This window comes from Acinetobacter kanungonis (genome assembly GCF_009939195.1).
Taxonomy (GTDB): domain Bacteria; phylum Pseudomonadota; class Gammaproteobacteria; order Pseudomonadales; family Moraxellaceae; genus Acinetobacter; species Acinetobacter kanungonis.
The window spans coordinates 79,012-92,882 of sequence record NZ_JAACKC010000004.1 but is presented as its reverse complement, the minus strand read 5'-3'; the positions used below and the strand labels follow the sequence as shown (position 1 = coordinate 92,882).

The window sequence follows — 13,871 nt, the reverse complement described above, 5'->3', positions numbered from 1 at the left end:
CTCGTGTTCAATTGGGGGATTGAAGGCCAATCCCTTTTTTAAAAAATTTGGTAGAAAAAGTACAATCACCACAAAAATTACAACTATTTTGTAAATTTATAATGAATATGTAGGAAAATAGCAGCGACTGAACCAGCTTTTGATTCAATCTTGCCGACAATTCCTTTACAATTGTTGGGTTTTGAAATTTATGCCTAGATATACAATTTAATTAGAGGACGTATCTGTGAGCAAAGAGACTATTATCGCCCTACACGCAGAGCACCAAGGTCGCTGGAAAAACCGTGAAGAAATCGCGGAACAAATGATTGCTTTAATCGGTAAACTTTACCGTGAGCAAAACATCGTGACTTCAGTTTACGGTCGTTCTTTAGTTAACCGTTCTGTTATTCAGATTTTGAAAGCTCACCGTCGTACGCGTATGATGGATGTAGAACTTTCAGTTGTTCATACTTTCCCAATCCTTCAAGCATTGGCGAAAATCCAGAATATCGGTACTGCTGAAATTGATCTAGGTAAACTTGCTGTTGAATACAAAGCGCAAGGCGGCGATGTTGACGCTTTTGTTGCGAATGCAGTGAAATCATTGGAAGGTCGTCAAACTTCTGTAGAAGGTAAAGACGTTGTTCTTTACGGTTTCGGTCGTATTGGTCGTATCCTTGCACGTTTAATGATTGGTCAATCTGGTTTAGGTCGTGGTTTAAACCTTAAAGCAATCGTTGTACGTAAATCATCTGATGGTGATTTGGCTAAACGTGCTTCTTTATTACGTCGTGATTCTATTCACGGTACATTCTCAGGCACAATTTCTATTGATGAAGAAAACGAAGCAATCATTGCAAACGGTCAATTCATCAAAGTCATTTATGCGTCTAGCCCATCAGAAGTAGACTACACTGCTTATGGTATTCAAGATGCGCTTGTGATTGACAACACTGGTAAATGGCGTGATGCAGAAGGTCTTGCTCAACACCTTAAATGCCCAGGCGCTGCACGCGTAATTTTGACTGCACCTGGTAAAGGTGACATGAAAAACGTGGTGTTCGGTGTTAACCAAGCAGACATTCTTGATGAAGATCAAATCATTTCTGCTGCAAGCTGTACAACCAATGCGATTACACCAACATTGAAAGTATTGCATGACAAATACACAGTGTTAAATGGTCACGTTGAAACAGTTCACTCGTTCACAAACGACCAGAACTTAATCGACAACTACCATAAAGCAGATCGTCGTGGTCGTGCCGCAACTCTGAACATGGTTATTACTGAAACTGGTGCGGCTAAAGCAGTTGCGAAAGCGCTTCCAGCACTTCAAGGTAAATTAACAGGTAACTCTGTACGTGTTCCTACACCAAACGTTTCACTTGCTATTCTTAACTTGACGCTTGATAAAGAAGTTGATCGTGAAGAAGTGAACGAATACATCCGTCAAATCTCAATCAGTTCTAACCTTCAAGGTCAAATTGGTTATACCAATTCAACTGAAGTTGTATCTTCTGACTTTATTGGTTCTCGTACTGCGGGTGTGTTTGATGCGCAAGCAACAATCACTTCTGGTAACCGCTTAACTGCATACGTATGGTATGACAACGAAGTGGGTTATAGCTGCCAAGTATTGCGTATTGCTGAACAAATGGGCGGCTTAAGCTATCCAAAAGTTCCTGCTGAAACAAATGCATAATTTGTTCAGTTAAGAAAAAAGGGCTTCAGAAATGAAGCTCTTTTTTTGTCTTTAAAATTCTTAAGCTTGTTACATTCATTATTTAGTTGACCTAAATAACTGCAAACATTCAAATTGGGTCAATGTCATAATTCCGACAAAATTAGTAGTATTAAATTTATTGCGCTATGCTGGTGCAATGATCTAACGATGTTGGCCCATAACGGGCTTAGCAATTTCTATCTCGTCAATGCAGATTAAAGATAAAACAATGACTCAAATGAATTGAGTAAATCAAAAACGAACTTAAAGGATTAAGTCATTGCAATTAAAAAGAGTGTTTGCTGGTTTGGCATTTTTAGGCTTAGCCACGTTGAGTGGAGTTTTACTCGCCATTTGGGTTTTTCAACATTTCAATATTTATATTCCATTGCATAATCAGGCGGTGAATATTGATTTGCAAGAGCCGTTGCAGGCAAAGGTTAAAATACACGATGCCTTGGATGTTGGTGTTTCAGGACGAATTCATGCTGAAATTCCCATTCAAGAACAGTTAGAGATTCCTCTTGCTCAAACGCTGACTCCCCGTGTGTATTTTGATAATCAAGTCCCGATTAAGACCACCATTCCTGTACAGGAAACCTTGAAGGTACAGCAAAACTTGCCCATTGATACACGCGTGAATGTTGTGGTGATGGGCAAAAATATCAGTTTGCCGCTCAAAGGCTCGATACCTATCAATCTTGATGTACCGATTCATATTAATGTGCCCTTGGAGCAGAATGTACACCTGAAATTTGATGCTCCTGTTAAAACAGTCCTTAAAGAAAATTTGCATATACCTTTGCATGCGATATTAAAGACCGAGATCCCTGTGCAAGGTCAGTTAAATGTTCCGATCAAGACGGCTTTAAAAGCCACAGTCGATGTACAAAATACCTTGCCAGTCAAAATTCAGAGAGGGGAATTAAAAGTACCTTTGAATACCTTAAAGCTCTCATCGCCACAGTTTGAACAACCGCAATTGGTTCGAGCGGAATAGGAGGGTGAGTAGATGTTTTCTTCCTATCGATTTTTATTGGTCAGTTTTGTGGGATTGGTTCTCGCGATTGCGATTTCATTCTGGCTCTATCTCAATGTAATCGCATCTATGCAAATTTCGGCACAGCATTCTGAAATCCTGTTGCCAGATGCTTTAGCAACCAAAATTCATGTGGGTAACTATTTAGATATTCATTCAAAAGGCAAGCTGAACACGCAAATCGATATTGATCGTCAGTTGAATCTGCCTTTACAAGGAAAATATCTTGCAGATTTGCAGTTTGAAGTTGAAACGCCCATTACAGTAAATATTGACTATCAAACCATGATCCAGATTGATCAATTGATGCCTGTCGAAACCACAACTGATTTGATTTATCAGAATCAATTATTGCCCAAGTTTCCTTTAAAGCTCGAGATTCCTGTTCAGTTAGATGTGCCGTTTCAGCTTAAACGTGCATACACCATTCCTGTGAAGATTCTATTCAATGGACCTGTCCACTTCGAATTTGATGAACATGTTGGCTTGCATGTAGTGCATCATTTTGCACCCCAGTTAAATTTGAATGATCCGATGAAAATGGAGCGCATTGCCAGTTTCGATGCCACGATGATGAATGCTATACGTCAAACATCTGCAAATTTACAGATGAACATGCATTTACCAGTAAGCAATATTCATCCCTAAGTAAAACATTGTTTATTTAATGCTGAATTGAACGTACTGAAATTGAGGACTTAGCAGGTTAGGAAAGAATGAATCAGTTTCTTGATGGTTAAAGATTAATCTGATAGCTTACCGAATGAAAGTACAGATAAGAAAAGTAAGCAGCATCTGAGCAGGGGGAGTTTATGAGTACATATGCAACAAGTCATTTATTGGGGCAAGTTTTATCGACAGCTTGTCCTTCTCGCGAAATCCTTGAACATCTGTCCAGTAAGTGGTCGCTATTGGTACTGCATTGCTTAAGTGAAGGCGTACACCGCTTTAGTGAACTAAAAGTGAAAATTGAAGGGATTAGTGAAAAAATGTTGTCACAAACCCTGAAAACCATGGAGCAAGATGGTTTGGTGCTACGTACAGTTTATCCAATTGTGCCACCGAAAGTGGAATATCAACTGACAATTTTGGGTTCACAGGCGGCAACCAAGGTAAATGAGCTTATTTCTTGGATTGAAAGAAATATTCCTGAAATTTTGGCGAACAAGCCGAAGATCAATCTTTAAATTATTAGATCAGTAGCATTCTTATATTGAATTCCCTACCAGTAGCTGCGTACTCGGAACGTGACTTAAAATGCGGAAGGATTCACTTTGATTTATCCTCTCAAATAATATGAAGCTATAAAAAAGCTAAAACAACAATAAAAATAGGATGATACAGAACAATAATGAGCAATTTTAATATTTAGTTGAATAATTCTATTCGAGAAATGCTTTAAAATGTGGCAGAATAAGCGGTTTTAAAGATTTTAGAGGATTGGCAGTATGCGCTTTGTTGATGAAGCAGTCATTACCGTAGAGGCTGGCGACGGTGGCAATGGCGTAGCCAGTTTTCGCCGTGAAAAATTTGTACCCTTTGGTGGGCCAGATGGTGGTGACGGTGGTCGTGGTGGCAGCATTTATATTCAAGCCGATGACGACACTAGCACACTGGTAGATTATCGTTATACCCGTAAATTCCGTGCAGAACGTGGTAAAAATGGTGCAGGCGCAAACTGTGCTGGTCGTGGCGGTGAATCCGTTATTTTAAAAGTTCCTGTAGGTACAACCATTGTTGATACCGACTCTGGCGATATTATTGCGGACTTGGTTGAAGATGGTCAGCAAGTTCTTGTGGCTAAAGGGGGCGATGGTGGTTTAGGCAATACGCATTTCAAATCATCGACTAACCGTACGCCACGTAAATGTACCCATGGTTTTAAAGGCGAATTCCGTGAAATTCGTTTAGAACTTAAAGTATTGGCAGATGTAGGTCTGTTGGGTATGCCAAATGCGGGTAAATCAACCTTTATTCGTGCCGTTTCAGCAGCGAAACCAAAAGTTGCAGACTATCCGTTTACCACTATGGTGCCAAACTTAGGCGTGGTCGATGCTGACCGTCACCGTTCATTCGTTATGGCGGATATTCCAGGTCTGATCGAAGGTGCTGCAGAAGGTGCAGGTCTAGGGATTCGTTTCTTAAAGCACTTGGCTCGTACCCGTATTTTATTACACATTGTAGATGTACAGCCAATTGATGGTTCTGACCCTGCTTATAATGCCAAAGCCATTATGAATGAGCTGAAGAAATTCTCTCCAACTTTGGCAAAACTACCTGTGGTCTTGGTACTGAACAAATTAGACCAACTTTCACCTGAAACCAGTGAAGAATGGTGTAACCACATTCTTGAAGAATTAGATTGGAAAGGTCCAGTATTTAAAACTTCAGGTTTGTTGGCAGAAGGAACCAAACCTGTTGTGTACTACCTCATGGATCAAATTGAACAACAACGCGAACGCGAAGTTGAAGATCCTGATTATGCTGCAGAAGTGAAAGCATTCCGTGAGCAGTTAGAAGCTGAAACACGTGAACAAACCATTGCCGCGAAAGAAGCTTATCGTGAAATGCGTCGTCAACAGCGTCTCGCTGGTCTATTGGCAGATGATGATGAAGACGATGATGATGGCGACGACGGCGAAATGGAAGTGTATTACGTTCGCTAATTCCTGAGCGAACAACATGTAACTGAGGACAAGATGATAGAAGTGGTAGATGGGCAACGTCAGCTCAAGGCTTTAAAACGTATCGTTGTTAAAATCGGATCATCTTTACTCACAGCAAATGGGCAAGGTTTAGATTTAGAGGCAATTTCGCATTGGGCGAAACAAATCGCGGATCTACACAAAGCAGGGCATGAAATTATCCTTGTTTCGTCTGGTGCTGTGGCTGAAGGTATGGTTCGTATGAAGCTAGAGCATCGACCCACCGATCTACCCAGTCTTCAGGCATGTGCTGCCATTGGTCAAATGGGTCTTATCCATACATGGTCAAGTGTCTTAGAGCAACACAACATTCAAACTGCACAGGTTTTATTAACGCATGACGATCTTGCAGATCGTCGTCGTTATTTAAACTCGTGTGATGCGTTGCAAAATTTAATCGATTGGCATGTCATTCCAGTCATTAATGAGAATGATACGGTTTCTACCGATGAAATTCGTTTTGGTGACAATGACACACTGGCAGCAATGGTTGCAGGTCAGGTGCAGGCAGATTTGTTGATCATTTTGACAGATCAGCAAGGCATGTTTGATTCTGATCCACGTTCGAATCCTGATGCAAAACTGTTCCATACCGTGCGAGCTTTGGATGAGAGCCTGTTTGATATGGCTGGTGGTGGTGGCAAGTTTGGTCGTGGTGGTATGTTGACCAAAGTCCGTGCTGCACGTTTAGCTGCTAAGTCGGGCTGTCCAACCTTGATTGCCAGTGGTGAAAGTGATCATGTGCTTGCACGCTTAATGGCGGGTGAAATGCTCGGGACATTGTTTATTACTGACAATGATCGCATTACTGCACATCAGCAATGGTTGGCGGCACATTTGCAAACCGCGGGTCGTTTGGTTCTGGACGATGGTGCAGTCAAAGCCATTAAAGACAATCACCGTAGTTTGTTACCTGTGGGTGTCAAAGCGGTTGAAGGTCATTTTGATCGTGGTGATGTGGTGGAATGCGTTGACCCAACAGGTTATCGTGTTGCAGTCGGGCGTGTGAATTTCAGTTCACGTTCAGCCGAATTGGTGAAAGGCTTATCTTCGGATAAGGTTTACCAAGTTTTGGGTGAAGCACGTTCACTAGAAATGATTCATCGCAACAACATGGCGATTTACTAAATTGCTGCATAAAAAAATCCCGCTTTAAAGCGGGATTTTTTATTATGGAATGAACTACTTAATATAGCCTCGTTGAATTAAAGGCTTAAATAGATAGAAGTGAATGGTCAGCACCCATTGCATCAGTTTCTCTTTGTAATGGTTCCAGACGGTGAGCCCGAATAAATTGAGCGCACAGGCAATCATAAATGCGCCAAGCATATCTAAGGGGAAGTGTACCCCAACATAAATGCGTGACCATGCCACCAGCCAAGCCATCATGAGCATTAAAATACCAAGTTTGCGTTGTGTTGAGAAAAAGTATGAAAAGGCGATGCTGCTAAAGATCAGCATGTGGTCGCTGGGGAATGAGCCATTGGGTGCATGCTCAATCAGTGTTCGACCAATCTCCATGACAAATGGACGTGGGTGATAAAAAATATGGGAAATACACTGACTAATCAAAAGGGCAATGCTGGTAAAGATGAATGCCTTTAAGATTTGTTTTTTAATTTCATAGTTACCACGCAGCCAGAACCATGCAAAAACTGCAATCATGCAATACAGCAAATCATTGGCAATAAAAATCGCAAAGTGAATGGTGCTGTTACTGGCATCAGGAGAAGCATTGATCAAAGAAAAAAGGGTGAGATTGAATTCAGAAAGAGACATGAAGGCGGTTTATGTATACAAAGTGCATAGAGTGTAATAATTCTGTCATCTGGTTGAAATAAAAAAAGACTACGGAATTGTAGTCTTTTTTTAAGTCTAGAGTGAAGCGTGATTTACACGATATTCATCTTAGAAATCAAACGAGGTTTGTACGTAGAAGGTACGTGGTTGACCAACATATTTGCCAGCAGTTGCTGGATCGGTAGAACGAGTGAAATATTGCTTATCAAATACATTCTTGATACCACCGCCAATTTTTAAACCATGGAATTGCTCGCCAAAGTCATAGGCTGTACGCACTGCAAATGTTGAGTAACCTGGAATATCTCCATATATACCATTACTAGTTTCTTCTGTTTGGTAATAACCTTTAGGTTGATCTGGATTATTCGGGGAATGTTGTTTGGATTGTGCAAACATATCGGCATTGATGGTCCATTGATTCACTTTATAGCCTAAACCAAGATTGGCAGTATGGCGTGAATAGAAAGGTAAGTCTTTTCCTTTGAGTTCTCCCGCTTCAGCGACAGCTTTGGTGAAGGTATAGTTGCTATAGATTTTGAGTCCTTCTAGGGTGTCCATAAGGTAACCAAAGTCATATGCCAGACCTAGTTCGACACCCTTATGACTGGTTGCACCTAAGTCTGTCCAAATATTGTTATTTTGAGTGCCTGGTACTAAGCTAAGTTCTTTATCGAAATCTAAATAGAATGTCGTTAATTCAGCATTTAAACCATTGCCTAGATATTTGGTGCCGATTTCATAGTTGTTTGACTTTTCAGGATGTAAACCATCCGTTGTACTTACTGCTACGCCATTTTCAAAGCGAGCCAATTGGTTGTATTGCTGTGGACCAAAAGAAACGCCCGCATTGGCAAAAATATTCCAGTTGTCTGTGGCTTTATAAAGTATCGATAAGCTTGGTAAAAACTCATCAGAATCAATTTTAGGAGAAACGGTATTGACGTACACGCCTTGGTTGTAGGCAGTAAAGTTATTGTACGTTTCGATGGATTCGAAACGTAGCCCAGGCGTAATCACCCAACTACCTAAATCGAAACGGTTGTCGGCATAAATAGCATGAGCTTTGGTGCCGCCTTCACTTGATGAACGTGCTTTAATTTCAGAAACCGCTGCAGTTGAAGCATAGTTAGAAGATCGACCTGCATATTCAGAGCTGTCTTCTTCTAAATAGCGATAACCAATGGTAAACTCACTATTGGTATTACCGAGTTGGTAAGCACGAGAGAAGCGTGGCTCAATGGCAAAAACTTGGTATTCACGAGGTGAAATGTCCATGCGCTTGGTGGTGCTACTCAGGTCAGTTTCTAAATTACTGGTACGGAAAGAGTCAATATAATAGGTCAGTAACTCAAAATTATTTTGCTCATCTTGATGGGTGTAGCGCAAAGATACATCTGAACGACGACCCGCAAAATAATTGCGTGATTGATTGGATTGGTAAGGGTTTTCTGCATATTGTGCAGCAGTTAATCCCTCAGGCATTTCGCCACGACCTTCGTAGTGATGTAGGTTTAGGGCAATAGCATCGGCATCTGTCAATTGATAAGCCGTTTTTAACATGACATCGTCAATGTCAGTTTGGTTATTGGCTTCGCGATAGCCATTGCCTTTAGTTCCTGAATACAGCAGGGCAAGACCTAAGCCATTATCTAAGGTGCCACCGACAAACAAACTCGGGCTGAGTTTGGTTTGATCTGTGCCTGAAGCATATTCCGTGGTTAAGCTGACATTGCCTGCAAAATCTTTCGGAATAGCACGTGTTGCAAAGTTGATAATCCCGCCCACGTTTTGTGGACCAAAGCGTACAGAACCCGCACCACGGACCACGTCAACAGATTCGATATTACCCAATGAAACTGGGGCAAGTGAAAGTTGCGGCTGACCATAAGGTGCTACGGATAACGGTACGCCATCCAGTAATACGGTTGAACGTGGAGAAAGGCGTGAATTTAAACCACGCACACCAATATTCAGTGATACATCACTGCCGCCAGTACCATTGTTTTCTTGGACTTGTACCCCAGGAACTTGCTTAAGCGCATCTTTGATGGAGGTGGCTGCAACTTCATCAAGGCGGTTACGGTCAACAATAGTTCGCGCGCCAGCATGTTTTTGTACTTTTTCTACATTGGCATTTTCCAACCAGTTGCCTTCAGCTTGTAAGGTAATGGTTTGTAGGGTGCTGACCGTGTTGCTATCAGGCTCTGCTGCGAATGCAGTTTGCGTAGCAAGGCAAGTTAATGCAAGCTGAACGGCTACAGTTAATGGTGAGATTTTAGTGGGCTTGGAAATGCCAGATTGAATCAAGTGTTTTGACATGGATAATAAGATTTGCGAATTTCGCGGTATCTTATCGGGTCAATGCGTATTGTTGAATAATAATGGTTATCATTAATTACCATGATTTTTTAATATTATTATAATATTTCGATCTTAAATATGACCTAAATCAAAATAGAAATTAAAAAACCGTGCTTAGAACACGGTTTTAATGCTTACTACTACAAATTATTTAAACTGTACAGTTCCGTTCGCATTCACGGTAATTTTAGATTCGCCAGCAGCAACATCAGGAACTGGCGCAGCCTCAACATCGGCAAATTTCGCCATAGCGCCACGCATCATTACAGGTTGAGGATAAAAGTTACTGGTGTTGAGGTTAAGGTTGACGAGGTTATATCCAGATTTATTCCAAGACTGGCTGAGCAACTGTGCGCGTTGTTGGAAGTTTTTAGAAGCTTCAATCATAAGCTCATTTTCAACTTTTTTACGTTGCGCATCAGAAACAGTGAAGTTGATGGATTGAGTTTGGAAATTCTGTTGCAATTCACTGATGAGCTGGCTTGCCGCTTTAAAGTCGGTACTTTCAATTTGAATTTCTGCACGTCCACGCCATTCTTTCAATTTACGGCTGTCATTGTCATAAATGGGGTAAGTGCTTTGTGAACCTGTTTCCACTTTGACATTTAGGTATTTACGTGAAGTGGCAAGTGCCTGATTCATCAGTTGAGTCATTTGGCTCGCCAGTTCAGAAGGTTGTTTATTGCTCTTTTCAATATAAAGAACGGCATGCATTTCATCATTGGAAACCTGACGTGTTGCTTCCGCTTGAACGTTCACTAAATTGTAGTTTAAAGCTTCGGTTTGCTGTGCAAAAACGTTGCCGCTGAATAAGCCACTTAAAAGCAGGGAAGAAAGGACAAAATGACGCATAAGAAGTAACCTTTATTTGAATTTTCAAATTAATTTAATTCTGCTTATGGTAAAGGGGCTTCATGTGAAACTTTTGCAGAAATTGTGGTGAGTTTGTAATTTTTAAGCCTGAAACTGCATCAGACATAATTAAATTAAAATTCATTAAATCAGTAAGTTAATTTTAAAATGATTGACTGGGGCGCGAGGGGATACAGGAAATCTAAAAAAAGTTAAAAAAATCATATTTTCTTTCGCTTGTCACAATGTAAGATGATAATTGATGAACAAGTTAACAGTAGATTTTTTTTCGATAAAATTAGGGCGGAAATTTGCTAAAAGTTGTTTATTTTCCTGAAAAATTCGGTATCATGCCGCTCCTAGTTCTTAAATAGATACATACTGTCTAACTAGATTCTATAAAGCACCGAGTCAAAGGACCGCAAGTCACCAGACTTATTTCTTTCAACCCATATCAGAGATGGTAATTCGATATGAGCGTTTCTTCTGTAAACCCTGCCACTAATTCTACTAACGAATACTATTTGACTCGCCAAAGTCAGATGGAATCCAATGTTCGTAGCTATCCACGTAAATTACCGTTAGCGATAGCCAAAGCATTAGGTTGTTGGGTTACCGATGTTGAAGGTACAGAGTACCTTGATTGTTTAGCTGGGGCAGGAACATTGGCATTGGGCCATAATCATCCTGCGGTCGTTCAAAGTATTCAAGATACACTTACTAGTGGTATTCCATTACATACTTTAGATTTAACTACACCGTTGAAAGATGCTTTCACGGAAGCGTTGCTTTCGTATCTTCCAGGTGGAAAAGAAGAGTACTGCTTACAGTTCTGTGGTCCATCTGGTGCAGATGCAACTGAAGCGGCGATTAAATTGGCGAAGACATATACAGGTCGTAGCTCAGTGATCAGCTTCTCTGGTGGTTATCATGGTATGACTCACGGTTCTTTAGCAATGACAGGTAACTTGTCTGCTAAAAACGCGGTGAACAGTTTAATGCCAGGCGTACAGTTCATGCCGTATCCGCATGAATACCGTTGCCCACTTGGTCTAGGTGGTGAAGCAGGTGTTGACGCGTTAACGTATTTCTTCGAAAACTTCATTGAAGATGTTGAAAGCGGTGTAACGAAGCCTGCTGCGGTGATTCTTGAAGCAATTCAAGGTGAAGGTGGTGTCGTGACTGCTCCAACCAAATGGTTGAAGAAAATCCGTGAAGTGACTGAAAAGCACAACATCGTGTTAATTCTTGACGAAGTTCAAGCGGGCTTTGCACGTTCAGGTAAAATGTTTGCCTTTGAACATGCGGGTATCGAGCCAGATGTTGTCGTAATGTCTAAAGCAGTTGGTGGTGGCTTACCACTTGCTGTATTGGGTATTAAACGTAAGTTTGATGCATGGCAGCCAGCAGGTCACACGGGTACTTTCCGTGGTAACCAATTGGCAATGGGTACTGGTCTAGTGGTATTAAAAACCATTACTGAACAGAACTTGGCACAAAATGCGCAAGAGCGTGGTGATTTCTTACAAGCTGAATTTAAAAAATTAGCGCAAGAATTCCCATGTATCGGTAACGTTCGTGGTCGTGGCTTAATGATCGGCGTAGAAATCGTTGATGAGCGTAAACCAGCAGATCACATGGGTTCTTTACCTGCTGATGGTCAATTGGCTGCAGCGATCCAAGCGGCATGTTTTGATAACAAATTATTGTTAGAAAAAGGTGGTCGTAACGGTACGGTGATTCGTTTACTTTGCCCATTAATCATCACTCAAGATGAATGTGTGGAAGTGGTTGCTCGCTTTAAGAAAGCAATTGCAGAAGCGCTTGTTGCTGTGCGAGGCGCTCAATAATGGTTGATTTTGCAGAACACCGTAAAGCGTTACTCTGCAATGATGCCCAGTCTATTGCTGACTATGAGTCAGCAATGGAGCAAGCTACCAAAGCGGTAGCGGCATGGTTGCAAAATGACAAAATGTACACAGGTGGCAGCATCAAAGAATTACGTGATGCGATTGCTTTTAACCCGACCAAAGACGGTTTAGGTGTACAAAAGTCATTAGATCGTATGGTTGAGCTTTTCTTAAATAAAAGCTTGAAAGTACATCACCCTCACTCTTTAGCACATTTGCATTGCCCAACTATGGTTGCAAGCCAAATTGCTGAAGTTTTGATTAATGCAACCAACCAATCTATGGACTCATGGGATCAAAGCCCAGCGGGTTCTTTGATGGAAGTCCAATTGATTGATTGGCTTCGTCAAAAAGTCGGTTATGGCGCAGGTCAAGCTGGTGTGTTCACTTCAGGTGGCACGCAATCTAACTTGATGGGTGTACTCCTTGCACGTGATGCTTGCATCTCGAAAAACTGGAAAGACGAAAACGGTAATCCGTGGTCTGTTCAGCGTGATGGTATTCCTGCGGAAGCCATGAAAAACGTTAAAGTCATTTGTTCTGAAAATGCGCATTTCTCTGTGCAAAAGAACATGGCGATGATGGGTATGGGCTTCCAGTCAGTCGTTACTGTGCCTGTGAACGAAAATGCTCAAATGGATGTTGATGCCCTAGAAAAAACTATGGCGCATTTACAGTCAGAAGGCAAAATCGTGGCATGTGTAGTTGCAACTGCGGGTACAACCGATGCGGGTGCAATTGATCCATTGAAGAAAATTCGTGAAATCACCAACAAGTTTGGCGCGTGGATGCATATCGATGCGGCATGGGGTGGTGCACTGATTTTATCGAACGATTACCGTTCGATGCTTGATGGCATTGAGTTGTCTGACTCGATCACGCTGGATTTCCATAAGCACTATTTCCAAACCATTTCATGTGGTGCGTTCTTGTTGAAAGATGAAGCGAACTATCGTTTCATGCACTATGAAGCTGAATACTTAAACTCAGCTTATGATGAAGAACATGGTGTTCCAAACCTTGTATCGAAGTCTTTACAAACTACGCGTCGTTTTGATGCGTTGAAATTGTGGATGACTGTAGAAGCATTGGGTGAAGAGCTTTATGGTTCAATGATCGATCACGGTGTGAAATTGACACGTGATGTTGCGGATTATATTAAAGCAGCAGATGGTCTTGAGCTTTTGGTTGAGCCTCAATTTGCTTCGGTCTTGTTCCGTGTTGTACCAGCAGGCTACCCAGTAGAGTTGTTGGATACATTGAATCAAAACGTTGCAGATGAATTGTTTGCACGTGGTGAAGCGAATATTGGTGTAACCAAGGTTGGTCAAGTGCAATCATTGAAAATGACGACACTGAGCCCTGTGGCTACATTAGAAAACGTAAAGAACTTGTTGTCGCTTGTTCTTGCTGAAGCAGACCGTATTAAAGGTCCAATTCAAGCGGGTACTTATACGCCAGCAATTGACTAATCGTCATGTTGTTCGAAAAAGCCT

Annotated in this window: 11 protein-coding genes; 8 read left to right on the top strand and 3 right to left on the bottom strand. The window is 41.4% G+C overall.

Annotated elements, in window-relative coordinates; translation table 11 throughout:
- The first annotated feature begins 226 nt into the window (after positions 1–226).
- From GWK51_RS08660 to proB, 6 genes are all read left to right on the top strand, one after another.
- Positions 227–1,684, top strand: coding sequence for a glyceraldehyde-3-phosphate dehydrogenase (locus GWK51_RS08660; RefSeq protein ID WP_142768234.1), 1,458 nt, complete (start codon positions 227–229; stop codon positions 1,682–1,684).
- Positions 1,685–1,985: 301 nt separating this feature from the next.
- Positions 1,986–2,705 (top strand): MFS transporter, encoded by a 720-nt coding sequence (locus tag GWK51_RS08655; RefSeq protein WP_161933401.1) that lies wholly within the window; start codon positions 1,986–1,988, stop codon positions 2,703–2,705.
- Between the two features lie 12 nt (positions 2,706–2,717).
- Positions 2,718–3,392 (top strand): hypothetical protein, encoded by a 675-nt coding sequence (locus GWK51_RS08650; protein WP_161933400.1) that lies wholly within the window; start codon positions 2,718–2,720, stop codon positions 3,390–3,392.
- A gap of 164 nt (positions 3,393–3,556) precedes the next feature.
- A complete protein-coding gene (locus GWK51_RS08645) occupies positions 3,557–3,931 on the top strand; it encodes a winged helix-turn-helix transcriptional regulator (RefSeq protein WP_161933399.1) in 375 nt (124 codons plus the stop codon).
- 261 nt (positions 3,932–4,192) lie between these two features.
- A complete protein-coding gene (gene cgtA / locus GWK51_RS08640; RefSeq protein WP_100241295.1) occupies positions 4,193–5,410 on the top strand; it encodes an Obg family GTPase CgtA in 1,218 nt (405 codons plus the stop codon).
- Positions 5,411–5,443: 33 nt separating this feature from the next.
- Positions 5,444–6,577 carry a glutamate 5-kinase gene (proB, locus tag GWK51_RS08635; RefSeq protein ID WP_100241294.1) on the top strand — a complete coding sequence of 378 codons (1,134 nt, stop codon included), beginning with the start codon at positions 5,444–5,446 and terminating at the stop codon, positions 6,575–6,577.
- A gap of 54 nt (positions 6,578–6,631) precedes the next feature.
- On the opposite strand, the gene GWK51_RS08630 is transcribed toward proB, so the two are convergent.
- The 3 genes from GWK51_RS08630 to GWK51_RS08620 form a co-directional block, all read right to left on the bottom strand.
- Positions 6,632–7,228, bottom strand: a complete 597-nt coding sequence (locus tag GWK51_RS08630; protein ID WP_161933398.1) for a phosphatase PAP2 family protein — start codon at positions 7,226–7,228, stop codon at positions 6,632–6,634.
- 129 nt (positions 7,229–7,357) lie between these two features.
- The gene (locus tag GWK51_RS08625) at positions 7,358–9,571 is read right to left on the bottom strand and encodes a TonB-dependent receptor family protein (RefSeq protein WP_161933397.1); all 2,214 of its coding nucleotides are present in this window, start codon (positions 9,569–9,571) and stop codon (positions 7,358–7,360) included.
- A gap of 189 nt (positions 9,572–9,760) precedes the next feature.
- A complete protein-coding gene (locus GWK51_RS08620) occupies positions 9,761–10,465 on the bottom strand; it encodes an SIMPL domain-containing protein (protein WP_161933396.1) in 705 nt (234 codons plus the stop codon).
- Positions 10,466–10,938: 473 nt separating this feature from the next.
- Between GWK51_RS08620 and GWK51_RS08615 the strand changes: the two genes are divergently transcribed.
- Both GWK51_RS08615 and GWK51_RS08610 read left to right on the top strand, forming a co-directional pair.
- Positions 10,939–12,315 carry a diaminobutyrate--2-oxoglutarate transaminase gene (locus GWK51_RS08615; RefSeq protein ID WP_100241291.1) on the top strand — a complete coding sequence of 459 codons (1,377 nt, stop codon included), beginning with the start codon at positions 10,939–10,941 and terminating at the stop codon, positions 12,313–12,315.
- Positions 12,315–13,847, top strand: coding sequence for a pyridoxal phosphate-dependent decarboxylase family protein (locus tag GWK51_RS08610; RefSeq protein WP_161933395.1), 1,533 nt, complete (start codon positions 12,315–12,317; stop codon positions 13,845–13,847). Before GWK51_RS08615 ends, GWK51_RS08610 begins: the two co-directional genes overlap by 1 nt.
- Positions 13,848–13,871 lie beyond the last annotated feature (24 nt).

Excerpts from the sequence above, each read along its gene's own strand:
- GWK51_RS08645 (WP_161933399.1), top strand. The coding sequence starts at position 3,557 with ATGAGTACATATGCAACAAGTCATTTATTGGGGCAAGTTTTATCGACA.
- GWK51_RS08620 (WP_161933396.1), bottom strand. The coding sequence starts at position 10,465 with ATGCGTCATTTTGTCCTTTCTTCCCTGCTTTTAAGTGGCTTATTCAGC.
- proB (WP_100241294.1), top strand. The coding sequence starts at position 5,444 with ATGATAGAAGTGGTAGATGGGCAACGTCAGCTCAAGGCTTTAAAACGT.
- GWK51_RS08630 (WP_161933398.1), bottom strand. The coding sequence starts at position 7,228 with ATGTCTCTTTCTGAATTCAATCTCACCCTTTTTTCTTTGATCAATGCT.
- GWK51_RS08615 (WP_100241291.1), top strand. The coding sequence starts at position 10,939 with ATGAGCGTTTCTTCTGTAAACCCTGCCACTAATTCTACTAACGAATAC.
- GWK51_RS08625 (WP_161933397.1), bottom strand. The coding sequence starts at position 9,571 with ATGTCAAAACACTTGATTCAATCTGGCATTTCCAAGCCCACTAAAATC.
- GWK51_RS08650 (WP_161933400.1), top strand. The coding sequence starts at position 2,718 with ATGTTTTCTTCCTATCGATTTTTATTGGTCAGTTTTGTGGGATTGGTT.
- GWK51_RS08610 (WP_161933395.1), top strand. The coding sequence starts at position 12,315 with ATGGTTGATTTTGCAGAACACCGTAAAGCGTTACTCTGCAATGATGCC.
- cgtA (WP_100241295.1), top strand. The coding sequence starts at position 4,193 with ATGCGCTTTGTTGATGAAGCAGTCATTACCGTAGAGGCTGGCGACGGT.